We start from the raw sequence: 23,866 nt of genomic DNA, 5'->3' as shown, positions 1-23,866 counted from the left end.
CCTGCCGGCAGCGGTTCTCACCCTCGCACTGGTGGTGAGCGGGTGCACGACCGGGCAGACGTCCGATGATCCGCCGACCATCGGTTTCCTGTCGCAGAACACCTCGCGCGACTTCTCCCGCGAGATGAGCGACGGGTTCACCGCGGGCGCGCAGCTGGTCGGTGGCGTGCGGACCGAGACCACCGGCCCGGCCACGCACGACGGCCTGCGCCAGGTCGAGCTGCTCAGGGACCTCGCCACGCGGGCCAGGGGCGGCATCGGGGTGTCCGCGGTGGCACCGGAGCTGCTCGCGGGGCCGATGGCGCGGCTGGTCGAGCAGGACATCCCGGTGATCGCGGTCGCCGGCGGCCAGATCGCGCCGGGCGCCGACGTCGAGCTGCTCATCGAGAACGACAGCTACGACATGGGCCAGCTGCTCGCCGACGCCGCCGTGGAGCGGCTCCCGCCCGACGCCGCGGGCACCGTGGTGATCGGCAGCAACTCCCCCGCGATGCCCGCGCTGGACCAGCGGTCGGCCGGCATGCGGGCCCGGCTCACCGAACGGCTGCCGAAGCTGCGGGTGATGGGCCCGCTCGACACCGGCAGGGACGCGCAGGCGAACCTCGCGACCTGGCAGCGGGTCGTGGACGCGAACCCGGACGCGCTCGCGTTCCTCGGCGCCGGCGACGTCGACGCGGTGAACCTCGCCGCCGTGCACGCCGCCAGGGGCGCGCGGTGGCTGGCCGGTGCGTTCAGCGTGGACCCGAAGGCGCTGCAGGGCGTCAAGGACGGGCACCTGTTCGCGTCGGTGTCGGCGGAGCACTTCGTGAAGGGCGCGGTGGCCGGCTGGCTGCTCGCCGCGCACGCGAAGAACGGCCGCCCGCTGCCGGAGGGCTGGTTCGTGGCGCCGGGGCTGCTGGTGACGCGGGCCAACGTGGACCAGATCATCGCCCGCCAGTCGAGTCCCGAGGCGCGGCTCGACGCGGCACGGCCCCAGGTGGAGGCGTTGACCGCCCACGCCGAACGGCACATCCGGCCGCTGCACGAGGCTCGGTGAGCGGGGCACGCCGGCTGGACCAGGCGCGGTAAGCGCCTTCCACCGCCTGGTCCAGCGGCCGCGGCAGCACGGTGACAGGGGCGGAAGTCCCAGGTGAGCATGACTCGTCCGAGTCCCAGCCCTGGAGGTCCCATGATCAACCGCAGGACGCTCACCAAGTCCCTGGGTGCCGCACTCGCCATGTCCGCGACGGCTTCCGCGACGGGTTCCGCGACGGCAGCGGCCACCGAGCCGGCGACAACACCCGCCGGCCCCGGCCCGCACCGGGGCCGCCTGCTGATCAGGGGCGGCGCGGTGGTCACCGTCGACCCCGCGCTCGGCGTGCTGCCCCGCGGTGACGTGCTCGTCGAGAACGGCCGGATCGCCGCGGTCGGCCTCGGCCTGAAGGCACCGGACGCGCAGGTCGTCGACGCGACCGGCATGATCGTCGCGCCGGGGTTCGTCAACACCCACCACCACATGTGGAGCGCGCTGGGCCGCAACTTCGTGGCCGACGGCTTCCCGTACTTCGCGGCGAAGCGGGCCACGTCGGCGCTGTACGAACCGGCCGACCACTACCGCAGCGTGCTGCTCGGGCTCGCCGAGCTGGCGAACGCGGGCGTCACCACCGTCCACAACTGGTGCAACAACACGCGTTCCCCCGCGCACGCCGACGCCGAGCTGCGGGCGCACCGCGACGGGCTGCTGCGCGCTCGGTTCTCCTACGGCCACGTGGACCAGATGCCGCGGGACGTGCCGGTGGACCTGACCGACGTGGACCGCGTGCGGCAGCAGTACTTCGCGGGTGGCACCGCGTTCGACGGGCGCGTGCACCTCGGGGTCAGCGTGCGCGGGCTGTCGCAGAGCGATGAGAGCGCTTTCTTCGCCGACATGGACGCGGTGCTGGGCCGCGGGCTGCCGGTGTCGGTGCACGCGGGCCAGTCGCCGCCGCGGATCGTGGACGCCGCCGACTACGAGCGGCGCGGGTGGCTGGGGCCGAAGACGTTGCTGTGCCACTACGTCACGGCGCTCGACAGCGACATCGAGGTCCTGGTGCGCACCGCCACGCCGCTGAGCTGGGCGCCGCACTCGGAGTTCCGCCTCGGCGCGGCCGGTGACCCGAGGGCGGCGCTGCTGCGCATGAACGCGGCCGGGCTGCCGGTGTCGCTGTCGTCGGACGCCACGTCCATCGCGCCGCCGGACCCGTTCGAGACGATGCGGGTGGCCTGGACGACGGGAATCCCGTGGCAGGGCACGCCCACCGCGGACCTGCCGGAGATCGGGTTCCGCCGGGTGATCGAGATGGCGACGGTCAACGGCGCCCGCGCGCTGGGCCTGGGCGACGTCACCGGGTCGATCACCGTCGGCAAGCGCGCCGACCTCGTCCTGGTGCGCACCACCGACGTCAACATCGCGCCGGGTGGGCTGCCCGAGACCGCGCTCGTGCAGTCGGCCACACCCGCCAACGTGGACACCGTGCTCGTCGACGGGGAGTTCGTGAAGCGCGGCGGCCGGTTGGCCGGTTACGACGTGGACCGGATCGTGCGCGACGCCACGGCCTCGTCGCTGCGGATTCGCGCGGCGGCGGGCGGGGTGCTCACGCCTCCCGCCGGCTGACGCGGGGGCACGGAGGCGTTCACAGGGCGAGCACGGCGCGGGTGAACGCCTCCGGTGCGGACGTACCGAACCGCGGACCGATTCCGGTATGCGAACGGAATGAGCCATGAATAGCGAGAACGGTTTCCCCGCCGGACTCAGGAAGCCCGGCGGAGAAACCGTTCAGGTGTTCAGATTCGTGAAAAGGTCGGTCAGCGCTGCAGCGTCAGCACACCCGGCCGGTACGGCAGCTTGCCGTAGTCGCCACCCGAGCTCGGGTTGCGGCCCTGGTACAGCAGCTGCAGGTTGCAGGGGTCGATCGTCTTGGTCTGGTCGGGGTTGGTGCGGATCAGGTCACCGTGGCTGATGTCGTTGGTCCAGGTGGCACCGCTGTTCGCCTTGCCGGCGAACGGACGGCTCTCGGTGGCCGCCTGCGGCGTCCAGGAACCGCTGAGGCTGCTGGAGGTGAACGACCGGAAGTAGCGGCCGTTGGCACCGATCGCCTCGACGATCATCAGGTACTGGTTCTGGCCCTGGACCTTGTAGACCTCGGGCGCCTCGAACAGGTTGTTCGTCGTGTCGCTCATGACGGTCGTGTAGGAGGAGCCGAAGCTGCCGGGGAAGTTCCCGATGGGCATGACCTGGCGGTAGATCTTGCCGTTGTCGCCGGCGAAGAACAGGTACATGTTCTGGCCGTCACCGATGAGCGTCTGGTCGATGGGGCCCGTGCCGGAGCCGCTGATGCTCGCCGTGGAGAGCACCTGCGGCGACGACCACCCGTTCGGGTTGGTGGGGTCGCTCGACGTCCGGTAGGTGAACGCGGTGCCGCCCCACTGGTAGGCGAGCACCCAGATGTTCTTCGGGGCGAAGTAGATCAGCGTGGGCGCGACGGTGCCGGAGTTCATCGCGTTCTGGCTCGCCGACCCCATGTCCGACCAGTTGGTGAACGGGGTGAAGTTCATCGAGCCCCAGCTGGTCCCGGTGTCGTGCGTGGTGCTGTAGACCAAGTGCTTGCCGTTGACCATGACGTGGGTGAAGTCCTTGAGGGACACCCAGCCCTGCCGCGGCTGCGCCAGCGCGCCGGTCGAGGACCAGCGGTAGGTCGACGGCAGGGAGCACTGGCCGGGGTTGTTGCTCGTCGTGGTGGTGGGGCCGGTGTCGCCACCGACGCGCACGAGCTGCCACTGCTGGTTGGTGCCGCCCCAGTCGCTGTACTGCACGACGTTGCCGCCGTCTGCGGTGGAGGCACCCTGGACCTCGACGGCCTTGCCGCTGTTGCGGTTGATCAGCCGCACGTGGCCGCCGTCGGAGTCAGCGAGGCGGAACTGCTGGTTGGTGCCGTTGAGGTCCGACCACTGGACGACGTTGCCGCCGTCCGCGGTCGAGAAGTTGTGGACGTCGAGCACCTTGCTCGACAGGCGGGACTTCACCCGGTAGTAGCCGTCGCCGGAGTCGACGAACTGCCACTGCTGCTGGTTGCCGTCGTTGCGGCTCCACTGGGTGATGCGCGCGCCGTCACCGGTGGCGAGGTTGTAGACGTCCAGCGCCTTGCCGCTGTTGCGGTTGACCAGCACGTACCAGGCGGTGGTGTCGACGGTCGCAGCCGACACGGGCGCCGCGTTGACCGCCACCAGCAACCCGCCGAGCAGCACGCCGATCACGGCGGTGACGCCGGCGGCACGGCGCCTGCGGGTCTGGGGAAGTGCGGTGGGCGGGTGATGGTCTGTCCTGACCACGGGCGTGCTCCTCTTCGTCGAGGTGTGGGCGAACTGCGGCACGGGCAACGTCCGAGCGACCTCTTGCGCCGAGTGGTCATCGCGCGCCCTGTGATGAAAGTGCCTCTATGTGAGCGTTCGACAATTCGACGACGACCCCGGAGACCGGGCTGTCTTCACCGCACATGTCGAACGCACACAGCAAACTCTGAGGCACGATCTGCGACTGGTCAAGAACCAATGTGAACGCTAACACGATCAAGCCCGCCACATCCTGCTGCTTTTAGCGGAAGCTAAAAGAACCCGCATTCCTTTAGCTTCCGCTAAAAGCGCGGAACCGCGAGGTGCGCGCAATTGCGCGGTGGCTACGCGCCCGCACCGCCGTCGACCGGCACCAGCGCACCGGTCACCATCGCGGCCCGGTCGCTCAGCAGCCACGCCGCCACCTCGGCGACCTCGCGGGGCTGCGCCATCCGGCCCACCGGGATCGTGGCGGTGAGCTGCTCGACGACGCCGGGGGTCGCCGCCTCCCACTCGTCGATCATCGCCGTCTCGGTGCCACCGGGCGTGATGCCGTTGACCCGGATGCCCTCCCGGCCCCACGTCACGGCCGCGCTCTCGGTGAGGCTGTTGAGCGCGCGCTTCATGGCGCCGTAGGCGGGCAGCACGGGGTTCGCGCGGCGGCTGCCGATGCTGGAGGTGTTCACGATCGCGCCGCCGCCGTTCTTGCGCATGAGGGCGGCTTCGGCGGTCATCGCGGTCCAGTGGCCGCGGAAGTTGACCACGAACTGCTCGTCGATCGTCTCGTCGCTGGTCGTGTCGAGCGGGCCGGGCTGCTGCACCACCGCACCGTTGTTGAAGGCGCCGTCGAGCCGTCCGTGCAGCTGCTCGACCCGGTCGACGGCGGCGCGGATGCTGTCGCGGTCGGCGAGGTCCACCACGACCGCGTCGGCGACACCGCCCTCGGCGCGGATGCCGGTGACGACGCGGTCCAGGGCGTCGGCTCCGCGGGCGGCCAGCACGACGGCGGCACCCTCACGGGAGAACAGCCGGGCCGCTGCCTCGCCGATGCCGCGGCTGGCGCCGGTGATGAGCACGACCTTGCCGGTGAGCAGCCCGGCCGGAGTGGTGTCGGAGTTCGTCATGGCTCCAGCGTCGAGCCGCCGGCGCACCGGAGGCAGGCACAGGCTGTACCACCCTGGGCCCGTCCGCGGCGCGGATACTCGGGGCATGGACAAGCAGCAGCTCGGCGCGTTCCTGCGCAGCCGGCGCGCCCGGCTCCGGCCGCAGGACGTCGGTCTCCCGTCCGGCCCGCGCCGCAGGACCGCGGGCCTGCGGCGCGAGGAGGTGGCGGTGCTCGCGCACATCTCCACCGAGTACTACGTCCGCCTGGAGCAGGGACGGGCCCCGCGCCCGTCGGCCGAGGTGCTCGCCGGGATCGCGGGCGCGCTGCGGCTGACCGGCGCCGAGTCCGACCACCTGCACGTCCTCGCGGGCACCGCGCCCAGCCGCACGGCGGTGCACCGGCGCGACGTCCGGCCGAGCGTCCTCGCGTTGCTCGACCGGCTGCCGCAGACGGCCGGGATGGTGGTCTCGGCGGCGTTCGAGGTGCTCGCGTGCAACGACCTGATGGCCGCGCTGATGGAGGACTTCCGCGTCCTGGCCCCGCGGGACCGCAACCTCGCGCGCCGCGCGTTCCTCACACCGGGGCCCGCGCTGTACGGGGTCTCCGACGCGACGGAGTTCCGCCACCACGTCGTCATGCAGCTGCGCGCCACCCTCGCCCGGTACCCGGCCGACGTGGTGATCTCCGATCTGGTCGGTGAGCTGTGCGAGGGCAGCGCCGAGTTCGCGCGGCGGTGGGAACGCCACGACGTGCAGTCGCCGACCGTGCTCAGCAAGAGTTTCCGGCACCCGCTGGTCGGGAGGATCACCGTCGACTGCGACTCGCTGGCGCTCACCGACAGCGACCAGCACCTCGTGCTCTACAGCGCACCGGCCGGGTCACCCGACGCCGAGGCGCTGGCGCTGCTGAACGTGGTGGCGGCACAGGGTTTCGACACCAGCGACAGGGCCTGACCGGTCACAGCCTGCGGACCCGGCCGAGCCACGCCGCCAGCTCGACGGGCCCGTGCGCGGGCAGGCCGCGCTGCACGGCCACCGCGGAGATCTGCTCGGTGATGAACCCCTGGTAGCTCGCGGCCTCGACGCTCTCGACCACCCAGCCGTCGATGAACGCCGCGGGGATCACGCCCTCGCCGATGCTGGAGCTCAGCCCCGGCGCGGCGTCGGAGTGGGCGAGGATGTGCACGAGCGCGCCGGGGTTCGTCAGCGAGTGCAGCACCTGCGCGTACGCCTGTGCGTGACCCGAGTCGCCGTAGGCGCCGAACCCGTGGAACAGCGCCACGTCCACGACCGTGTCGAACCCGCCCGACAGGAACGGGTGGTCCTGCGGCCGCAGCATGTTCGCGACCTCGAACCGCGCCTCGGGCACCCCGCGTTCGGCCGCGGTGCGGCGGGCGTAGGCGATGGCGCTCGGGGACAGGTCGACGCCGAGGGAGTCGTAGCCGAGCTTCGTGAAGAGGGTGGTGTGCTCACCGGAGCCGCAGCCCGGTTCGAGGACGCGGCCGCGGACCAGGCCCTGCCGCTCCAGCTCGACGATCGCGGGCTGCGGCCCGCCGATGAGCCACGGAGCGGTCCCCTCGTCGTACATGAAGTTCCAGTACTCGGGGTCCGTGAAGCCGCGGGACTCGTCGGTCTTCTCGCTCTGTGTCATGGGCACAGTCTGATGAGCAGGACGGACCGGGAACACCAGGTGGAAACGATCCCACGCGGTTGCGCAGCATGGACCCCGCGCGGGGTCAGACCGCGGACCGCACGCGGGTCAGCACGGTGTCGAGGTGGTCCACCACGCCCTGCACCGACGACGGGTCCGCGACCGCGGCGACGTGCCCGTCCGGCCGGACCAGCACCAGCAGCGGGCCGTTCACCTGGTACCCGCGGTGGGCGGCCTCCTCCTCCGGCGGGATGACGTGGGTGGTGATCGCGGCGGTGTACCGGTCGTCGAGCCGTGCGGCCAGCCCGTCGGTGTCGAGGCCCTGCGCGCCGAACAGCAGCACGTGGTACCCGGCGCCGTGGGTCAGGTCCAGCACGCTGCTCGCCCCGTCCGGGGTGGGCCGGATCTCGGCGTACGGCGCGCGGTCGCCCGGCCGCAGCGGCCCGGTGCCGGGGCCGACCGCGGCCGAGCCCCGGTAGCTGATCCACAGCTGCGAGAACATGTGGAAGAACATCCGGCGGATCGGCGCCAGCCGGGACACCACGCCGACCACGCGGGTCGCCACGTGCGTGCGCATCCACACCGCCACCGCGCTGTTCCCGGTCTCCAGCTTGAACCCGAGGTCGGTGCGCTTGAGGACGGTCCGCGCGATGGGGCGGCGTTCCGACTCGTAGGTGTCGAGCAGCGACTCGGGCGCCTCGCCGTTGACGACCTGCGCGAGCTTCCAGGCGAGGTTGACCGCGTCGCCGACACCGAGGTTGAGGCCCTGGCCACCGGCCGGGTTGTGGATGTGCGCGGCGTCGCCCGCGAGGAACACGTTGCCGACGCGGAACTTCGAGGCGATCCGGCTGTGGAACCGGAACATCGACGCCCACACGACGTCCTTGAGCCGGGCGTCGACCTTGAAGTAGTTCTCGAACCACTGCTGCAGGTCCGCGGGCGGCAGCGGCGCGTAGGCCTCGTGCGTGGGGTTCTTCTGCGCAGGCGCCTGGCTCAGCTCCGGCGGCACCACGCCGAAGAGCCGGCAGCGCCCGGACGCCAGCGGCAGGATGCCGACGAAACCGCCGCGGGTCAGGTTGAGCCGCATCCCCCGCACGCCCAGGTCGACGTCGAGCGTGACGTCGGCGAGCATGCCCGCCTGGGCGTAGGTCTCGCCGTCGAACGACTGGCCGACGAGCCCGCGCACCACGCTGCTCGCCCCGTCCGCGCCGACCAGCCAGCGGGCCGTGATCGTGCGCCCCTGCACGGTGGTCACGGCGACCTCGGTGCCGGAGTCGGCCAGGTCCGCCACGGCGGTGTTCCACTCGACCTCGACGTGGTGCTCCTTCAACGCCTCCACGAGCACCCGCTCGGTCTCGAACTGCTCCAGCGCGAGCGCGTAGGGGAACCGGGTCTGGTCCGCGCTGCCCTCACCGGCGAGCGGCATGTCGCCCACGTGCCGGCCGGCCTCGTGGATCGCGACGTCGGTGATGGGCAGGCCGCGGGCGACGGCCGCCTCCGCGACCCCGAGCCGGTCGAAGTGCTCCAGGGTGCGGGCGTGCACGATCGCGGCACGCGCCTGTTCCACCGGGCCCGACCCGGCGTCGACCACCCGCACCCGCACGCCGTGCTGGGCGAGCATGAGGGCGGCGCAGAGACCGGTCGGTCCCGCGCCCGCCACCAGGACGTCGCAGTCGCGTTCGTCGCGCATCGGCTTCCTCGTTCACGTCGGCGAATGTGCGATCGCAGTATTGCGAGCTGCGCGGACGCACCACATCGCCCGCCGTGGAACGGGATCGGGGGGCCACCCTGCGCGAGCGCGCAGGTTCTCCGGCAGGTCCTTATCAGCGGACCGCCCGACGTCCGATGGTGGAGGCCGTCACGTCGTGGACCGCCGGAAGTCGAGGAACCTCAATGAGCGCCCCGGAAGCGTACTTTGATGACCTGGCCGAGCTCTACGAGCGGTTCACGGTGATCCGTGACGCCGCCACGAGCCCGGTGCGGTCGTGGCTCGTCGAGCAGCTGCCGGGAGGTCGCCGCGCGCTCGACGCCGGGTGCGGCAGCGGCAACAACTGCGGCCTGCTCGCGAGCCGGTACGACGAGGTGGTCGGCGTCGACTTGTCGCAGAAGATGCTCGACATCGCCGCCACCAAGCGGACGCGGGTGCCGGTGCGCTACGAGTGCCGCAACGCCGTCGACCTCACGCCCGAGCGCGACGGGCAGTTCGACCTGGTGATGTCGGTCAACGCGGTGTTCCACATGGGACCCGCCGACGAGGTGCTGCCCGTGCTGCGCGCCCTCGTCGCCCCCGGCGGCCGGCTCGTGGTGGTCGACGTGACCCAGCCCGACGGTGCCGCGGCGCCGAGCGAGCAGAGCGCCTACGCGTTCGAGACCGGCAAGATCATCTACGACGTGTCCGGTGACGTCGACGCCGCGTGCGACTCGGTGCGGATGATGCTGCACCCGCGCTGGCTGGAGATGAGCGCCGCCGCGATGCCGCTCACGGACACGGAGTTCCGCCTGCAGTACGAGAAGGCGCTGCCCGGCGTGCGGATCACGAAGGACCTCATCCCGACGATGAGCGCGGTCGTCTGGGACAACGCATGAGCGTCTTCGACCTGCCCCGCCTGCACTTCGCGGGCTCCGCCGTCACCCGCCTGCCCACCGGGCCGCGCGCGGGGTGGCTGGACCTGGAGAGCAACCGGGCCATCGACGCCGACGGCGTGTTCGACACCGACCGCCCGGTGCAGGACTACTACGACTTCCTGGGCGAGTCGAAGGGCCACAACTTCGAGGGCAACGGCCACTTCTGGGTCGACGCGGAGGTCGTCGGCACGGAGCTGGCCGCCGGTGAGGTGGGCGCGGACGACCTCGTCGTCGGCCGGCAGCTCGACTTCTGGGGCCACTTCTGCGACTACACGGCGGGCACGGCGAACCGCTCGCGGGTCTTCGACGTCGACCCCGCCTCCAACTGGACCACCACGCTGATGGTCGGCCAGCTCGCACTCGGCCGGTCGGGGCGCTCGCACGACGTCCCGTACCTGGTGACCGGTGACGTGAACGGCCTGTGCCCGCCGCGCTGGAACCAGTTCCACACCGTGCTGCACCAGTTCGTGGTGGACAAGACCGAGGGCCTGCACTGGCTCGACGGCGCAGCGGACTCCCCCGCGCTCGCCCGGTTGCGCGCGGTGGCCGAGGACGACGCCGACGGCCTCGTGGTGCAGTTCTCGATCACCGACATGAAACCCACCGGCGTGGGCCAGCCGGACGTCTGGCGGCTGCGCGGGACGATCGCGCCCTGGCGCCGCCACGAGCTGCGCACCTCCCCCGCCGGGCGGCTGCTCACCGCGCGCACCACCGGGTCCGCGCTGCCCAACGCCTCCGTGCACCTCACCGAATCGCACGTCACCGCGAACCTGGTCACCGCGTGGTCGCGGACCGGCCTGGAGGTGCGCACGGCGTCGGGCACGCTGCTCGCCACGATTCCCCCCGCCGAGGACGCGCGCACGTCCGGCGTGGTCGTGGTGTCCAGGGTGGACGGTGGCACCGGCGACCCGGCCGAACCGCTCGTGCTCACCGCGCCCGACGGCACCGTCCTGTCCCGCGAGGAGGAGGTCGTCGTCGAGTCCGACGAGGCCGCGCTGTTCCTGGAGCACGAGAACACCGGGACCGGCGAGGACCACGCGGTCGAGATCCCGGTCCGCTCCTACGTGCGCGGCGCACCGGCCCGCGTCGACCGCATCCACGTCGAGCAGCACGTCAACCCGGCCGCGCTGCCGTTGGCGCAGGACCGCGACACCGCGCAGCTCGTCGCGTTCCTGCCGGTCGGCCAGTCCGAGTACCGGCCCGACCTGGTGCTCTCGACCGACGAGCACGGTCGCGGCACCATCACGCTCAAGGGCGTGCGCGGCGGTGCGACGAGGGTGCTGCTGCGCCCGGAGACCACGCCGGAACCGCGCGGCACCACGGCGGCCGAGCGCTACGACAACAACGACGAGCAGGGCTACTGGTCGGCGGTCGGGTCCGTGGCCGTGCGGGTGCTGCCGGACCACTGGCACCTCGACGACCTGCCCGACGAGGAGATCACCTTCCCCACGCTGTACCGGGAGGCGCTCGCCTACTACGAGCTGCAGTACTCGTTCATGCGCTCGGAGGTGCTGAGCCTCGCCGACGAGTTCAAGGTCGAGCCCTACGCCCGGCTGATCTGGCACGTGTCCGCGCCCGAGCACAAGGGCAAGACGTTCTACATGCCGCCGACGCGGGACATGAGCGCGCCGCAGATCCGCCTGATGCTGCGCTACCTGCTCGCCGACGACGACCGGCGGCAGACACCGCCGACCTTCGTCCCCCAGCAGCGCAAGCTCGGCACCATCACGACCAAGGACCAGCTGCTGCACGCGCTCCACCAAGCCGCGGCGATCGAGCTGGCCACCATGGTCCAGTACCTCTACGCGGCCTACAGCGTGCCCACGCACGGTGCCGGCCGGAAGCTGGTCGAACGCGGTGAGTGGACCGAGGAGCACCTGCTCACCGCGTGCGGCGAGGGCACCGAGACGTGGAACAACGGCATCCGCGGCAGCCTGATGTCCGTCGCCCGCGAGGAGATGATGCACTTCCTCGCGATCAACAACATCCTGATGGCGATGGGCCGGCCGTTCCACCTGCCCAAGCTCGACTTCGGCACGTTCAACAGCCAGGTGTGCGTGCCGCTGGAGTTCTCGCTGGAGCCGTTGAACCTCGCGAGCGTGCAGCGGTTCGTGGCACTGGAACAGCCGCACGACCTGATCGACGACATCGAGGGCAACGACTCCGCGGTCCTGCGCGCGGACGGCGAGCCCTACCAGTACGGGTCGCTGAGCGAGCTGTACGCGGCGATCCGCGAGGGCGTCCAGGCCGTTCCCGGTGTGTTCCTGGTGAAGAAGGGCCGCGGCGGCGGTGCGCACCACCTGTTCATGCGCGAGTCGGTCAACGCGGTGCACCCGGACTACCAGCTGGAGGTCGACGACGTCGCGAGCGCCGTGTTCGCCATCGACTTCGTCACCGAGCACGGCGAGGGCGGGCACATCCCCTCGACGCTGCCGGAGGAGGAGTCGCACTTCGACACGTTCCTGCGGATCTCGGAGCTGCTGATCGCGGAACGCGCGAAGGGCCCCAACGGCCGCAAGATCCCGTGGAACCCGGCCTACCCGGTGATGCGCAACCCCACGCTGAAGCCCGGCAACCCGGCGATGGACCACATCACCCACGAGCCGGCCCGCATCGCGGTGAAGGCGTTCAACCGGTCGTACTTCCTCGCGATGCAGCTGATGGTGCAGCACTTCGGCTACAGCCCGGACAAGTCGCTGCGCCGCTCGCGGCTGATGAACTGGTCGCTGGACATCATGACCGGTGTGCTGCGGCCGCTGGGCGAGCTGGTCGTCACGCTGCCGTCCGGGCGGCCCGGCCGCACCGCGGGACCGTCGTTCGAGCTCGACTCCACCCCGGAGTACATCTCCCGGCCCGACGTCGCTGTCGAGTGGATGGCCCGCGAGTTCCACGAGGTGGCCGACCTCGCCCGCAAGTGCGTCGGCTTCGGCCTCACCCCGACCGTCGCCGACCTGCTCGCCTTCATCGGCGACTCGTTGCGCACCATGGACCTGAAGGACCTGTGATGGCCGAGACGACGACCGTGTGCATCGCGGGCGGAGGCCCGGCCGGTGCCGTGCTCGGGCTGCTGCTCGCCCGGTCCGGTGTGGACGTCGTGGTGCTGGAGAAGCACGCCGACTTCCACCGTGACTTCCGCGGTGACACCGTGCACCCCGCCACGTTGCAGATCCTCGACGAGCTCGGCTTGATCGAGAGGTTCCACGAGCTGCCGCACCAGAAGGTCAGCACGATCGGCGTGGTGCAGGACGGCAAGCGGATCGACATCGCCGACTTCCGCCGGCTCCGGGTCCCCTACCCGTACATGGCCTTCGTGCCGCAGTGGGACTTCCTGGACCTCATCACCGCCGAGGCCAAGCGGTACCCGGGGTTCCGGTTGCTGATGAAGACCGAGGCGCTGGGCGTGGTGCGGTGCGACGGCCGGGTGGCGGGCCTGCGCGTGCGCGGCCCCGAGGGCGAGCGGGAGATCCGTTCGACGCTCGTGGTCGCGGCCGACGGGCGGCACTCGGTGATCAGGCGGGACGCGGGGTTCGAGCCCACGCTGATCGGCCGCTCGCTCGACGTCATCTTCTTCCGGATCTCCCGCAGGGACACCGATCCGGACGAGGGCATCTGCGTGCGGATCGGCAACGGCAAGATCTTCGGCGCCACCGACCGCCGCACCTACTGGCAGATGTCCTACGAGACGTCCACCGGCGGCATGGACAAGGTGCGCCGCGAAGGCCTCGACAAGTTCCGCGCGGACCTCGCCGAGCTGGTGCCGTTCCTCGCCGACCGGGCGCACGAGGTGTCCTCCCTGGACCAGCTGAGCCCGCTGGAGGCGCGGATCGACCGGCTGGAGCGCTGGCACGAGCCCGGTCTGCTGTTCATCGGCGACGCCGCGCACGCCATGTCCCCGGTCGCGGGCTTCGGCGTGAACCTCGCCGTGCAGGACGCGGTCGCCACCGCCAACATCCTCACGGAGGCGTTGCTGCGCAAGCAGAACGGAGAGCCCTTCGACGACGGGCTGCTCGCGCGGGTGCGCAAACGACGCAAACGCGCCGTCGCGTTGTCGCAGGGACTGCAGCGCGCCACCCAGAAGTTCGGCATCGACGAGGCGCTCGACGGGTCGGGCCAGCCGCCCGCCCCGAAGGTCTTCGAGAAGCTCGGCGTCGCCCAATGGCTGATGAGCCGCGTCATCGGGCTCGGATTCCGGCCAGAACACGTTCGCACCCAAGCCGCAGCGCCGGAGGAGACCGCCCGATGACCGCACCGGGAATGCCACCGCAGGCACGGATGATGCAGATGATCACCGGGTACTGGGTCACCCAGATCGTGCACGCCGTCGCCGACCTCAAGCTCGCCGACCACCTCGCCGACGGTCCGCTGACCGGCGCGGAGATCGCGGAGCTGATCGGCGTCGACGCGGGCACGACCACCAGGTTGCTGCGCGCCTGCGCGGCGCAGGGGCTCGTGACCTACGACAGCGGCAAGTTCCTCAGCACCCCGTTGCTGGAGACGCTGCGCGAAGGGGCGCCGGGGTCGTTCCGCGACATCGCGATCGTGCACGGCTCACCGGGGCACTGGCTGTCCTGGGGCCGGTTCCCGGACGCCGTGCGCGCCGGCGAGCCGCAGACCGGTGCCGCGCTGGGCAGTGACATCTGGACCTACTTCCAGGCGAACCCGCGGGAGTGGGAACGGTTCTCCAGCTCCATGTCCGAGCTGACCGACGGGCTGTCGCGGGAGATCGGCGACCTGCTCGACACCACCGGTCTCACTACTGCGGTCGACGTCGGCGGCGCGAACGGCGCGTTGCTGCACCCGCTGCTGAGGGCGAACCCGGAGCTGCGGGGCGTCGTCTTCGACCTGCCGACGGTGGAGCCGACCGCGGTGGCCGAGGCGGAGAAGGCCGGTCTCGCCGACCGCTGCACGTTCGCCGGCGGCTCGTTCTTCGACGCCGTCCCGGAGGGCGACCTGTTCCTGCTCAAGGCCGTCCTGCACAACTGGGACGACGACGCGTGCGTCGAGATCCTCACCAACTGCCGCAGGGCGTTGCGCCCCGGCGGCCGGGTGGTCGTCGTCGAGATGCCGCTCGGGCCGATGGGCGAACCGGGCTTCGCCCCGCTGCTCGACCTCGGGATGCTCGCCGTCAACTCCGGCCGCGAGCGCGACCTCGACCACTACGACGCGTTGCTGCGGCGGTCGGGCCTGCGCCGGGTCGAGGTCACGCCGACCTCGTCACCGCAGAGCCTGATCCACGCCGTCGCCCAGTAACCACGAACCGGAGGACTGACCGAAGATGTTGAAGAACGTAGTTGTCGTCGGCGGCGGCACGGCCGGCTGGATGACCGCCTCCTACCTCACGGCCGCCTTCGGCGACCGGGTCGACGTCACGCTCGTCGAGTCGGCCCGCGTCGGCTCGATCGGCGTGGGCGAGGCGACGTTCAGCACGGTCCGGCACTTCTTCGAGTACCTCGGCCTGGAGGAGAAGGAGTGGATGCCCGCGTGCAACGCGACCTACAAGCTCGCCATCCGGTTCGAGAACTGGCGTGAGCCCGGACACCACTTCTACCACCCGTTCGAGCGGCAGCGCGTCGTCGACGGCTTCCCGCTGACGGACTGGTGGCTGCGCGAGCGGAAGTCGGACCGCTTCGACAAGGACTGCTTCCTGGTCGGCACGCTGTGCGACGACCTGAAGTCGCCGCGGCACCTCGACGGCGAGCTGTTCGAGGGCGGCCTGGGCGAGCGCAGCACGTACCGCACGACCCTCGCCGAGCAGACCACGCAGTTCCCGTACGCCTACCACTTCGACGCCACGCTGGTCGCGAACTACCTGCGCGACTACGCGGTCGCGCGGGGTGTGAAGCACGTGCTGGACGACGTGCAGGACGTGGCGCTGGACGACCGCGGCTGGATCAGCCACGTCGTCACCAGGGACAACGGGAACCTCACCGGCGACCTGTTCATCGACTGCACCGGTTTCCGCAGCCTGTTGCTGGGCAAGGCGTTGCAGGAGCCGTTCGAGTCCTACCAGTCCTCGCTGCCCAACGACAGCGCGGTCGCGTTGCGCGTGCCGCAGGACATGGAGAACCGCGGGCTGCGGCCGTGCACGACGGCCACCGCGCAGGAGGCGGGCTGGATCTGGACGATCCCGCTGTTCGACCGCATCGGCACGGGTTACGTCTACGCCAGCGACTACACCACGCCCGAGGAGGCCGAGCGGACGCTGCGCGCGTTCGTCGGCCCGGCCGCGCAGGACGCCGAGGCCAACCACATCAGGATGCGCATCGGCCGCAGCCGCCGCCACTGGGTGAACAACTGCGTCGCGATCGGGCTGTCCAGCGGGTTCGTCGAGCCGCTGGAGTCCACCGGCATCTTCTTCATCCAGCACGGCATCGAGCAGCTGGTGAAGCACTTCCCGGACGCGCGCTGGGACGACGGCCTGCGCACCGCCTACAACAGGCTGGTCAACAACGTGATGGACGGCGTGCGCGAGTTCCTCGTCGTGCACTACTACGCCGCCAAGCGCCAGGACAACCAGTACTGGAAGGACACCAAGACCCGGCCGCTGCCCGACGGGCTGGCCGAGCGGCTGGAGCGCTGGCAGACCCGGTTGCCGGACAACGAGTCCGTGTTCCCGCACTACCACGGGTTCGAGTCCTACTCCTACGTGTGCATGCTGCTCGGCCTGGGCGGGCTTCCGCTGAAGTCCTCCCCCGCGCTGGGCCTGATGGACCCGTCGTCGGCCCAGCACGAGCTCAAGCTCGTCGCGGAACAGGCCGCGGAGCTCGCACGGACGTTGCCCACGCAGTACGAGTACTTCGCGCAGCTGCACCAGGCGAGGTGACGGCGGTGGTGCAGAACGGGATCTACCTGCTCGTGCTGCTGGCCGCGGTGTTCGCGGTCGCGTGGCTGGGCCGACGCCTCGCGCGGCTGCTGCGGATGCCCACCGTGGTCGGGGAGATCGCGCTGAGCATCCTGCTCGGACCGGTGCTGCTGGCCGCGTTCGGCAGGGGCGTGTTCACCGCCGTGCTGCCCGCGGCCGTCACCGGTCCGCTGAAGCAGGTCGGTGAGGCGGGGCTGGTGCTGTTCCTCGTCGGCGTCGTGCACCACCTCGACCGGGGTGCGGGCGGGTGGCGCGGCCGGGCGCTGGGCCGGATCAGCCTCGGTGCGTTCGCGGTGCCGCTGCTGACCGGTCTCGTCTTCGCCGCCTGGGCGGTCTGGCTGGCACCAGCGGACGTGCGCGGCACCGCACCGGCCACCGCGCTGGTGATCATGCTCGCGGTCGCCATGTCCGTGACCGCGGTGCCGGTGCTGGCGCGCATCCTGGAGGAGCGCTCGGACCTGGGGCGTGCCTCGGCGCTGTCGATGATGGCGTCGGTGCTGATCGACACGCCGGCGTGGTTGCTGCTGACCGTCGCGCTCGGGCTCGCCGCCGGTGGTCTCGGCGGCGTGTGGCTCGCGTTCGCGACCATCGCCGCCGGCGGCCTCGTCGCGTGGGCCGGGCACCGGGCGCTCGGCTCGGCACCGGCCGAGGCGTTCGCCGCCGCACGGCCGCGCACGACCGCGCTCGTCCTCGCCGTCGTGGCGCTCGGTGCGGGAACGGCGGTGCACTCGCTCGGTCTCACGGCCATCTTCGGCGCGTTCCTCGTCGGTCTCACGGTGCCGGGGACCGAGGCGTGGTCGCGGGTCGTCACGCTGGTCAGCGGCGTGGGCCGGGCGTTCGTGCCGGTGTTCTTCGTGGTGGCCGGCGCGACGCTGTCCACCAGCGGGGTCTCCGCGTTCCCGTGGGTCGGCGTGGTGCTGGCGGTCGTGCTCGGCGTCGCGGGCAAGGTCGGCGGCGGGTACGCCGGTGCGCGCTGGGGCGGCGAGGACCGGGTCACCGCTCTGCGGGTGGGCGTGCTGGTGAACACCCGCGGGCTGACCGAGATCGTGGTGCTGCAGGTCGGTTTCACCGCCGGCCTGCTCACGCCCGGCCTGTTCGTCGCCCTGCTGGTGATGGCGCTGGTGACCACCGCGCTCACCGGCCCGCTGCTCGACCTCGTCACCCGGCGGGTCGGCGCGGCCCGAGAGGAGGTCCCGTTGTGAGCACCCAGTTCCGCTCGCTGATGGCGGCGTTCCCGACCGGTGTCGCGGTGGTGACCGCCTTCGACCGGGACGGCACGCCGTGGGGCATGACGGTGTCGTCGTTGTCGAGCGTGTCGCTGGACCCGCCGACGTTGCTGGTGTGCCTGCGGTACCTCAGCCCGACGCTGGACGCGTTGGTGCACAACGGTTCCTTCAGCGTGAACCTGCTGCACGACGGTGCCAGGCCGGCCGCGGAGCTGTTCTCGTCGGGCGACCCGTCGCGGTTCGAGCGGATCTCCTGGGAACGCCCGGAGTCCGTCGGCGGGCCGCACCTGGTCGACGACGCGCACGCCGCGGCGGACTGCGAGGTCGACCACATGCACCGCACCGGCACGCACGTGGTGGTGTTCGGCAGGGTGGCGCGGGTCGTGCACCGGTCGGCCGCGCAGCCACTGCTCTACGGCCTGCGGCAGTACGCCTCCTGGCCGCAGATGGCGTGAGGAAGGGCCCCTGCCGCGGCAGGGGCCCTTCCTCGTCGTGCGTCAGTGCGAGCCGAGCAGCCACTCCGCGGTCACCCGGATCGCCGGGGCCTGCCAGTGCGCGTCGACCGGCGGGCTGATCTCGACCAGCCGGCTCGGGCAGGTGAGCGCCTCCACCGCGGTGCGCGACGAGGACACCGGCACCGCGGTCGGGCCGGTGCCGTGCACGACGAGGGTCGGGGCGGTGACCACCGGCAGCACGCCGCGCGGCTGCAACCAGAAGACCTCGTTCAGCATCGCCCTGCCGACGACGAACGTGTCGGAGACCCGCAGGTGCCCGTCGGCGAGCAGCGCGCGTGCCGCCTCCTCGCCCAGGAAACCGCGCGACCACGCGGGGTGGGCGTCGGCGAAGTGCTCCTGGTAGTCGATGAGCGGGTTGTACAGCACGACCTTCGCGACCTCGTCACCGCGCCGTGCGGCGTACCCGGCGGCGACACCGCCGGTCAGGCCGGTCGCGACGAGCGCGGCCGGACCCGCACCCACGTGGTCGCGCAGGTGTGCCAGCGCGGCGCTGATGACGTTGAGCAGACCGGACAGGCTGAGCTCCTGCTGGGTGCCCTCGCTGGCGCCGTGGCCGGGCAGGTCGACGCGCAGGGTGGCGACGCCGAGCTGGGCCAGTTCGGTGGCGAGCCGCAGGTAGAACCCGCCCTGGTCGCGGTCGGAGCCCTCGCCGTGCAGCAGCAGGGCCGTGCACCGCAGCTCTCCGGCGGGCAGGACGGTGGTCGCGGCCAACCGCAGGCCGTCGTGTCCGCGCACAGTGGTCGTGCGCTGGTCGAGATCAGCGGTGCGCACTGGCATGCCAGGCCTCCTCACGAGAGTTTGCCCCAGTGTCGGCGGTGGACGGAGCACCGCGCGCCCGTGACCGCGGAAACCGTTGTGTCGTGCGGTATGAACGGGTGAGGCCGGGGTGCGCTGGGGGATGTGGGGCCGTCCGCGGGAGCGCGACGATTCAGCCATGAGTCCGGTGCACACGAACGTACTGTCGGGCGTACCCCACTGGCAGCAGCGGCCCAAGCGCGTCACCGTGCTCGGCGCGGGGGTCGCCGGCCTGGTCGCGGCGCACGAGCTGGAGCGGCTGGGCCACAGCGTCCAGGTCCTGGAGGCACGGCTCGCGGTCGGCGGCCGGGTGCGCACGCACGGGTTCGTCGGCAGGGGCCCGCTCGCCGAGCTGGGTGCCATGCGCATCCCCGCCTCGCACCACCGGACCATGCAGTGGATCGACCTGCTCGGGCTGAGCGACCGGGTGCGGCAGTTCCGCACGCTGTTCTCCGACGACGCCAGCTACCTGGAGACCCGCTCCGGGCACTTCCGGGTGCGCGAGGCCACGAAGGTGCTGGTCGAGGAGTTCCGCGAGGGCCTGCCGCCCGGCGAGTACCGGGAGGAGTCCGTGCTCGCGGCGGCCTGGCTGACTGCCAGCGTCAACGCCGTCGCGCCCGGCGCGTTCCGCACCACCGTGCACAGCGACCTGAACCTCGAGCTGCTGGACCTGCTCGACGGCATCGACGTGCGGCCGTTCCTCGCGAGCACCGGCGGGGTGGAGCGGGTCGACGTCAACCGGTTCTTCGCGGGCAACCCGAAGTTCGCCGCGCGCAGCCGGCTCGCGCACTTCTTCGACGACATCACCGTCGAGACGTCCTCCGCGCTGTTCCGGCTGGAGGGCGGCATGGATCAGATCCCCGTGCGGCTGGCCGAACGCCTGCGCGGCCCGGTGCACCGCGGCCGCGAGGTGGTCGGCCTGCACGTGCGCCCGGACGGCGTGGTCGTGGAGACCCGGCGCGGCCTCGACGTCGTCGCGAGCCAGTGCGACTACGTGCTGTGCACCGTGCCGTTCTCGGTGGTGCGGCGGATGCGGCTGAGCGGGCTCGACGACGACAAGCTCGCGACCGTGCACGACATGCAGTACTGGCCGGCCACCAAGGTCGCCGTGCACTGCCGGGAACCGTTCTGGGAGAGCGACGGCATCAGCGGCGGCGGCTCGTTCACCGGCGGCCTGGTCCGCCAGACCTACTACCCGCCGGTCGAGAGCGACCCGCGGCTCGGCGCGGCCCTGCTCGCCAGCTACACCATCGGCCCGGACGCGGACGCGCTGGGGCAACTGCCCGCACAGCAACGCGAACGCGTGGTGCTGGACGAGCTGAGCCGCATCCACCCCGAGCTCAAGGCGCCGGGGATGGTGCTCGACGTGGTGACCCAGGCGTGGGGCGAGGACTTCTCCAGCATGGGCGCCGCGTCGGTGCGGTGGAGCAAGGACGTCGCGACCTCCGAGGAGGAACGGGCGCTGGCGGCCGCACCGCAGGGCACGCTGTTCTTCGCCGGTGAGCACTGCTCCACCTACCCGGCCTGGATCGAGGGCGCGATCGAGTCCGGTCTGGCCGCGGCGCAGGAGATCCACGCGGCCACCCCGCTCGAACGCCCGCTGGCGGCGTCCGGCTACCGCCGCATGCGCGGTGGTGCGGCATGAACGACGGCACGAGCCACGACGCGAACCGCGGCATGAACGACGGCACGAACCGCGGCGCGCACCACGGCATGAGCCACAGCACGAACATCGAGGAGAACACCGTGCTCGACACCGAGGTCGTCATCGTCGGCGGCGGTCCGACCGGCATGGCCACCGCGCTGGAGCTGCGGTCCCGCGGCGTGGACTTCGTCCTCGTGGAGGCCGGTGACGGCAGTGTCAGCCACCCCAAGGTCTCCAGCATCGGGCCGCGGTCCATGGAGTTCTTCCGCCGCTGGGGCATCGCCGACGACATCCGCCACTCGGGCTGGCCGGAGGACCACCCGCTGGACTGCGTGTGGACCACCCGCATCGGCGGCCACGAGCTGTTCCGGCTGGACCGCCACACGATGGGCACCCGCCCCGACTTCCGGCACACCCCGGAACCGGACGCGATCTGCCCGCAGCACTGGCTCGGTCCGTTGCTGCGCAAGGCGGTCGGCGTGCACCCGGACGGGCCGGTGCGGATGAGCACGCGGCTGGAGTCGTTCACCCAGGACTCGACCGGTGTCCTCGCGGTGCTGAGCGACGGCACGTCGGTGCGGTCGCGGTACCTGATCGCGTGCGACGGCGCGAGCTCGCCGATCCGCAAGCAGCTCGGGATCGCCGCCCCGCCGGTGCACGACACGCTCGTGTTCCGCAACATCCTGTTCCAGGCGCCGGAACTGCGTGAGCGGCTGGGGTCCGCGGTCGCGAACTTCTACTACCTGATGATCTCCTCGGCGCTGCGGTTCCCGGTCCGCGCGCTGGACGGGCGCGGGCTGTACCGGCTGACCGTCGGCCTGCAGGGGTCGCCGGAGTCGACGCAGGACGCCGAGACGCTGGTGCGCACGGCGATCGCGTTCGACACGCCGGTGGAGGTGTTGTCCGACAACGAATGGCACCTCGTGCACCGGGTGGCGGAGAACTTCCGCTCCGGGCGCGTCTTCCTCGTCGGCGACTCGGCGCACACGCTGTCGCCGTCGGGCGGTTTCGGCATGAACACCGGCATCTGCGGTGCCGCAGACCTCGGCTGGAAGCTCGCAGCGGAACTGCGCGGCTGGGCCGGACCGGGCCTGCTCGACAGCTACGCGCTGGAACGTCAGCCCGTGGCGTTCGAGGGACTGGAGGAGGCCAACCGCAACCTGGAACGGGCGATGCGGCGCGAGGTCCCGCCCTTCCTGAACGACGACACCCCGCAGGGCGCGGCGATGCGGGCGAAGATCAGCGAGGGCCTTCAGCGCGGCGGTGTGGCGCGCGAGTTCGACGCGCCGGAGATCCACCTCGGCTTCACCTACGCCGGGTCACCGCTCGTGATCGACGACCCCACGGCCGAGAACGTCGAGGACCGCAGGCCCAACACCCGGCCGGGTTCCCGCGCACCGCACGCGTGGGTGAAGGAGTCGATGTCCACATTGGACCTGTTCGGGGACGGGTTCGTGCTCGTGCACTTCGCGGACTCCGACCGGCTCGGCGAGTTCACGGCGGCGTTCGAGTCGCGCGGAATCCCGTTCAGCGCGGTGCGGCTGGACCAGCCGGAGATCGCGCAGGCCTACGAGCGGCCGTTCGTCCTGGTGCGGCCGGACGGGCACGTGGCGTGGCGCGGCACCGAGCTGCCCGCGGACGCCGGTTCCGTGGCGGACGTCGTGCGCGGAGGTGCGCGGTGAAGCCGTTCTCGTTGCGGGACTGGTCGGACGCCGACCTGCGCGACCCGTTCCCGGTGTTCGCGCGGTACCTGGCCGCCGGACCCGTGCACTTCGCGGACGGCACCTGCTACGTGTTCGGCCACGACGCCGCCGTGCAGGTGCTGACCTCCCCCGCGTTCGGCCGCCGGTCCCCCTCGGGCGGTGGCAGTCCGGTGACGCGGTCGTCGGCGTTGCGCACGATGGTCGAGAACTGGCTGGTGTTCCTCGACCCGCCGCGGCACACCGAGCTGAGGTCGGTGCTGACCAAGGAGTTCTCGCCCTCGGTCGTCACGAACCTCCGGCCGCGGATCACCGCCATCGCCGAAGAGCTCCTGGCCGGCCTGCCGATGACGTTCGACCTGGTGGAGCGGTTCGCAGCCCCGCTGCCGATCCTGGTGATCTCCGAGCTGCTCGGCGTACCGCGCGCGGACTGGGGGTGGCTGCGCGCGATGGCCGTCGACCTCCAGCAGGCCAGCAGCGTCCGCGCGGCGGCCAACCCGGACGCGCACGCCGTCGCCGACCGCGCCGCCCAGGAGCTGCGCGACTACTTCCTGACACTGGTGGAGAAACGCCGGTCCGACCCCGGCGACGACCTGGTGTCGTTGATGGTGTCGGCCCAGACGCGCGGCGAACCGCTGTCGTCGGACGAGATCGTCGGCACCTGCGTGCACCTGATGACCGCCGGGCACGAGACGACGACCAACGTGCTGGCCAAGTCCGTGCTGGCACTGGCCGCCCGCCCGGCCGCGCTGGCCGAGCTGCGCCGCGGCGTGACCCCGGCGGCCGTCGAGGAGCTGGTCCGGTTCGACCCGCCCGTGCAGGCGGTCGGCCGCTGGGCCCACGAGGACGCCGTCGTCGCGGGCTACCCCATCCCCGCCGGCGCCAAGGTGATGGTGGTGCTCGGTGCGGCCAACCGCGACCCCGCACGGTTCACCGCACCCGACTCGCTGCTGTTCGACCGCCCCGGCGGCCGCAACACCGGCTTCGGCCTCGGCATCCACTACTGCCTCGGCGCCACCCTCGCCCGCGCCGAGCTGGAGATCGGCCTCGGCCTGCTCCTGCCCGCGCTGGGCGGCTTCAGCACGGGCGAGGTGGAGTTCCCGCACGACATCGTGTTCCACGGCCCGCACCGCGTGGTCGTGACGCGGCGCGGCTGATCACCTCCTGCGGCCGGCGACCAGGGCGGCGCCGGCCAGCAGGGTCAGCACGCCGAAGGCGATGGTGACGGCGATGCCGAGGCCGAGGACCTGCGAGCCCACGTTGCCGATCAGGAAGAAGACGAGTGCGGTCCAGAGCAGGGCACGGGTCGCGCTGTTGTTCGTTCGGGTGTTCGTCATGCCGGAAACGCTAGTGACCAGGGGGTTCCGCGAGGATCCCGCCAGCTGCCGGGTTCGGG

The 23,866-nt window shown here is 71.6% G+C and carries 19 protein-coding genes; 13 read left to right on the top strand and 6 right to left on the bottom strand.

The annotated features are described in order from the left end of the window. Positions 1–31: 31 nt before the first annotated feature. Together AB0A63_RS09835 and AB0A63_RS09830 are read left to right on the top strand one after the other, a co-directional pair. Positions 32–1,036, top strand: a complete 1,005-nt coding sequence (locus AB0A63_RS09835) for a sugar ABC transporter substrate-binding protein (RefSeq protein WP_360387714.1) — start codon at positions 32–34, stop codon at positions 1,034–1,036. A gap of 132 nt (positions 1,037–1,168) precedes the next feature. Continuing rightward, complete coding sequence (locus tag AB0A63_RS09830; protein ID WP_360387712.1) at positions 1,169–2,632, top strand: amidohydrolase family protein; 1,464 nt, start codon at positions 1,169–1,171, stop codon at positions 2,630–2,632. Positions 2,633–2,823: 191 nt separating this feature from the next. Here AB0A63_RS09830 and AB0A63_RS09825 read toward each other — a convergent pair whose 3' ends face one another. Both AB0A63_RS09825 and AB0A63_RS09820 read right to left on the bottom strand, forming a co-directional pair. After that, a complete protein-coding gene (locus AB0A63_RS09825) occupies positions 2,824–4,221 on the bottom strand; it encodes a non-reducing end alpha-L-arabinofuranosidase family hydrolase (RefSeq protein ID WP_360388368.1) in 1,398 nt (465 codons plus the stop codon). A gap of 470 nt (positions 4,222–4,691) precedes the next feature. Then, positions 4,692–5,471 (bottom strand): SDR family oxidoreductase, encoded by a 780-nt coding sequence (locus AB0A63_RS09820; RefSeq protein WP_360387709.1) that lies wholly within the window; start codon positions 5,469–5,471, stop codon positions 4,692–4,694. 85 nt (positions 5,472–5,556) lie between these two features. Here AB0A63_RS09820 and AB0A63_RS09815 point away from each other — a divergent pair, with 85 nt between their 5' ends. Continuing rightward, positions 5,557–6,405, top strand: a complete 849-nt coding sequence (locus AB0A63_RS09815) for a helix-turn-helix transcriptional regulator (protein WP_360387706.1) — start codon at positions 5,557–5,559, stop codon at positions 6,403–6,405. Positions 6,406–6,409: 4 nt separating this feature from the next. On the opposite strand, the gene AB0A63_RS09810 is transcribed toward AB0A63_RS09815, so the two are convergent. Both AB0A63_RS09810 and AB0A63_RS09805 read right to left on the bottom strand, forming a co-directional pair. Then, positions 6,410–7,102, bottom strand: a complete 693-nt coding sequence (locus AB0A63_RS09810) for a class I SAM-dependent methyltransferase (RefSeq protein WP_360387704.1) — start codon at positions 7,100–7,102, stop codon at positions 6,410–6,412. A gap of 85 nt (positions 7,103–7,187) precedes the next feature. After that, positions 7,188–8,792, bottom strand: coding sequence for an FAD-dependent monooxygenase (locus AB0A63_RS09805; protein WP_360387702.1), 1,605 nt, complete (start codon positions 8,790–8,792; stop codon positions 7,188–7,190). Between the two features lie 203 nt (positions 8,793–8,995). Here AB0A63_RS09805 and AB0A63_RS09800 point away from each other — a divergent pair, with 203 nt between their 5' ends. The 7 genes from AB0A63_RS09800 to AB0A63_RS09770 are packed head-to-tail and all read left to right on the top strand — an operon-like array spanning position 8,996 to position 18,270. Next, entirely contained in the window at positions 8,996–9,688 is a 693-nt protein-coding gene (locus AB0A63_RS09800; RefSeq protein ID WP_360387699.1) for a methyltransferase domain-containing protein, read from the top strand. Next, a complete protein-coding gene (locus AB0A63_RS09795) occupies positions 9,685–12,732 on the top strand; it encodes a ferritin-like domain-containing protein (RefSeq protein WP_360387696.1) in 3,048 nt (1,015 codons plus the stop codon). Before AB0A63_RS09800 ends, AB0A63_RS09795 begins: the two co-directional genes overlap by 4 nt. Then, a complete protein-coding gene (locus tag AB0A63_RS09790; RefSeq protein WP_360387693.1) occupies positions 12,732–13,970 on the top strand; it encodes an FAD-dependent oxidoreductase in 1,239 nt (412 codons plus the stop codon). Before AB0A63_RS09795 ends, AB0A63_RS09790 begins: the two co-directional genes overlap by 1 nt. After that, positions 13,967–14,977 carry a methyltransferase gene (locus AB0A63_RS09785; RefSeq protein ID WP_360387691.1) on the top strand — a complete coding sequence of 337 codons (1,011 nt, stop codon included), beginning with the start codon at positions 13,967–13,969 and terminating at the stop codon, positions 14,975–14,977. The genes AB0A63_RS09790 and AB0A63_RS09785 overlap by 4 nt, the downstream gene beginning before the upstream one ends. Positions 14,978–15,002: 25 nt before the next feature. Continuing rightward, positions 15,003–16,550 (top strand): tryptophan halogenase family protein, encoded by a 1,548-nt coding sequence (locus AB0A63_RS09780; RefSeq protein WP_360387689.1) that lies wholly within the window; start codon positions 15,003–15,005, stop codon positions 16,548–16,550. Positions 16,551–16,555: 5 nt separating this feature from the next. Next, positions 16,556–17,791: a cation:proton antiporter gene (locus tag AB0A63_RS09775; RefSeq protein WP_360387686.1), complete on the top strand. Its 1,236-nt coding sequence runs from the start codon at positions 16,556–16,558 to the stop codon at positions 17,789–17,791. Continuing rightward, positions 17,788–18,270: a flavin reductase family protein gene (locus AB0A63_RS09770; protein WP_360387684.1), complete on the top strand. Its 483-nt coding sequence runs from the start codon at positions 17,788–17,790 to the stop codon at positions 18,268–18,270. Before AB0A63_RS09775 ends, AB0A63_RS09770 begins: the two co-directional genes overlap by 4 nt. 42 nt (positions 18,271–18,312) lie before the next feature. On the opposite strand, the gene AB0A63_RS09765 is transcribed toward AB0A63_RS09770, so the two are convergent. Then, positions 18,313–19,107 carry an alpha/beta fold hydrolase gene (locus AB0A63_RS09765; RefSeq protein ID WP_360387681.1) on the bottom strand — a complete coding sequence of 265 codons (795 nt, stop codon included), beginning with the start codon at positions 19,105–19,107 and terminating at the stop codon, positions 18,313–18,315. A gap of 166 nt (positions 19,108–19,273) precedes the next feature. Here AB0A63_RS09765 and AB0A63_RS09760 point away from each other — a divergent pair, with 166 nt between their 5' ends. The 3 genes from AB0A63_RS09760 to AB0A63_RS09750 are packed head-to-tail and all read left to right on the top strand — an operon-like array spanning position 19,274 to position 23,627. Beyond that, positions 19,274–20,770 carry an NAD(P)/FAD-dependent oxidoreductase gene (locus AB0A63_RS09760; RefSeq protein ID WP_360387679.1) on the top strand — a complete coding sequence of 499 codons (1,497 nt, stop codon included), beginning with the start codon at positions 19,274–19,276 and terminating at the stop codon, positions 20,768–20,770. Beyond that, positions 20,767–22,452 (top strand): FAD-dependent monooxygenase, encoded by a 1,686-nt coding sequence (locus AB0A63_RS09755; protein ID WP_360387676.1) that lies wholly within the window; start codon positions 20,767–20,769, stop codon positions 22,450–22,452. Before AB0A63_RS09760 ends, AB0A63_RS09755 begins: the two co-directional genes overlap by 4 nt. Beyond that, on the top strand, positions 22,449–23,627 hold the full coding sequence (locus AB0A63_RS09750; RefSeq protein ID WP_360387673.1) for a cytochrome P450: 1,179 nt from the start codon (positions 22,449–22,451) through the stop codon (positions 23,625–23,627). Before AB0A63_RS09755 ends, AB0A63_RS09750 begins: the two co-directional genes overlap by 4 nt. Here AB0A63_RS09750 and AB0A63_RS09745 read toward each other — a convergent pair whose 3' ends face one another. Continuing rightward, positions 23,628–23,807: a hypothetical protein gene (locus AB0A63_RS09745; RefSeq protein ID WP_360387671.1), complete on the bottom strand. Its 180-nt coding sequence runs from the start codon at positions 23,805–23,807 to the stop codon at positions 23,628–23,630. Between the last annotated feature and the right edge of the window lie 59 nt (positions 23,808–23,866).

This window comes from Lentzea sp. NPDC042327 (genome assembly GCF_040647275.1).
In the GTDB taxonomy this organism is placed as follows: domain Bacteria; phylum Actinomycetota; class Actinomycetes; order Mycobacteriales; family Pseudonocardiaceae; genus Lentzea.
The sequence above is the reverse complement of the archived record's forward strand: the minus strand, read 5'-3'. Positions and strand labels throughout refer to the sequence as shown.

Bases quoted from the DNA above. Each gene is read 5' to 3' on its own strand.
- AB0A63_RS09830 (WP_360387712.1), top strand. From the start codon at position 1,169: ATGATCAACCGCAGGACGCTCACCAAGTCCCTGGGTGCCGCACTCGCC.
- AB0A63_RS09820 (WP_360387709.1), bottom strand. From the start codon at position 5,471: ATGACGAACTCCGACACCACTCCGGCCGGGCTGCTCACCGGCAAGGTC.
- AB0A63_RS09815 (WP_360387706.1), top strand. From the start codon at position 5,557: ATGGACAAGCAGCAGCTCGGCGCGTTCCTGCGCAGCCGGCGCGCCCGG.
- AB0A63_RS09810 (WP_360387704.1), bottom strand. From the start codon at position 7,102: ATGACACAGAGCGAGAAGACCGACGAGTCCCGCGGCTTCACGGACCCC.
- AB0A63_RS09805 (WP_360387702.1), bottom strand. From the start codon at position 8,792: ATGCGCGACGAACGCGACTGCGACGTCCTGGTGGCGGGCGCGGGACCG.
- AB0A63_RS09800 (WP_360387699.1), top strand. From the start codon at position 8,996: ATGAGCGCCCCGGAAGCGTACTTTGATGACCTGGCCGAGCTCTACGAG.
- AB0A63_RS09795 (WP_360387696.1), top strand. From the start codon at position 9,685: ATGAGCGTCTTCGACCTGCCCCGCCTGCACTTCGCGGGCTCCGCCGTC.
- AB0A63_RS09790 (WP_360387693.1), top strand. From the start codon at position 12,732: ATGGCCGAGACGACGACCGTGTGCATCGCGGGCGGAGGCCCGGCCGGT.
- AB0A63_RS09785 (WP_360387691.1), top strand. From the start codon at position 13,967: ATGACCGCACCGGGAATGCCACCGCAGGCACGGATGATGCAGATGATC.
- AB0A63_RS09780 (WP_360387689.1), top strand. From the start codon at position 15,003: ATGTTGAAGAACGTAGTTGTCGTCGGCGGCGGCACGGCCGGCTGGATG.
- AB0A63_RS09765 (WP_360387681.1), bottom strand. From the start codon at position 19,107: ATGCCAGTGCGCACCGCTGATCTCGACCAGCGCACGACCACTGTGCGC.
- AB0A63_RS09755 (WP_360387676.1), top strand. From the start codon at position 20,767: ATGAACGACGGCACGAGCCACGACGCGAACCGCGGCATGAACGACGGC.
- AB0A63_RS09745 (WP_360387671.1), bottom strand. From the start codon at position 23,807: ATGACGAACACCCGAACGAACAACAGCGCGACCCGTGCCCTGCTCTGG.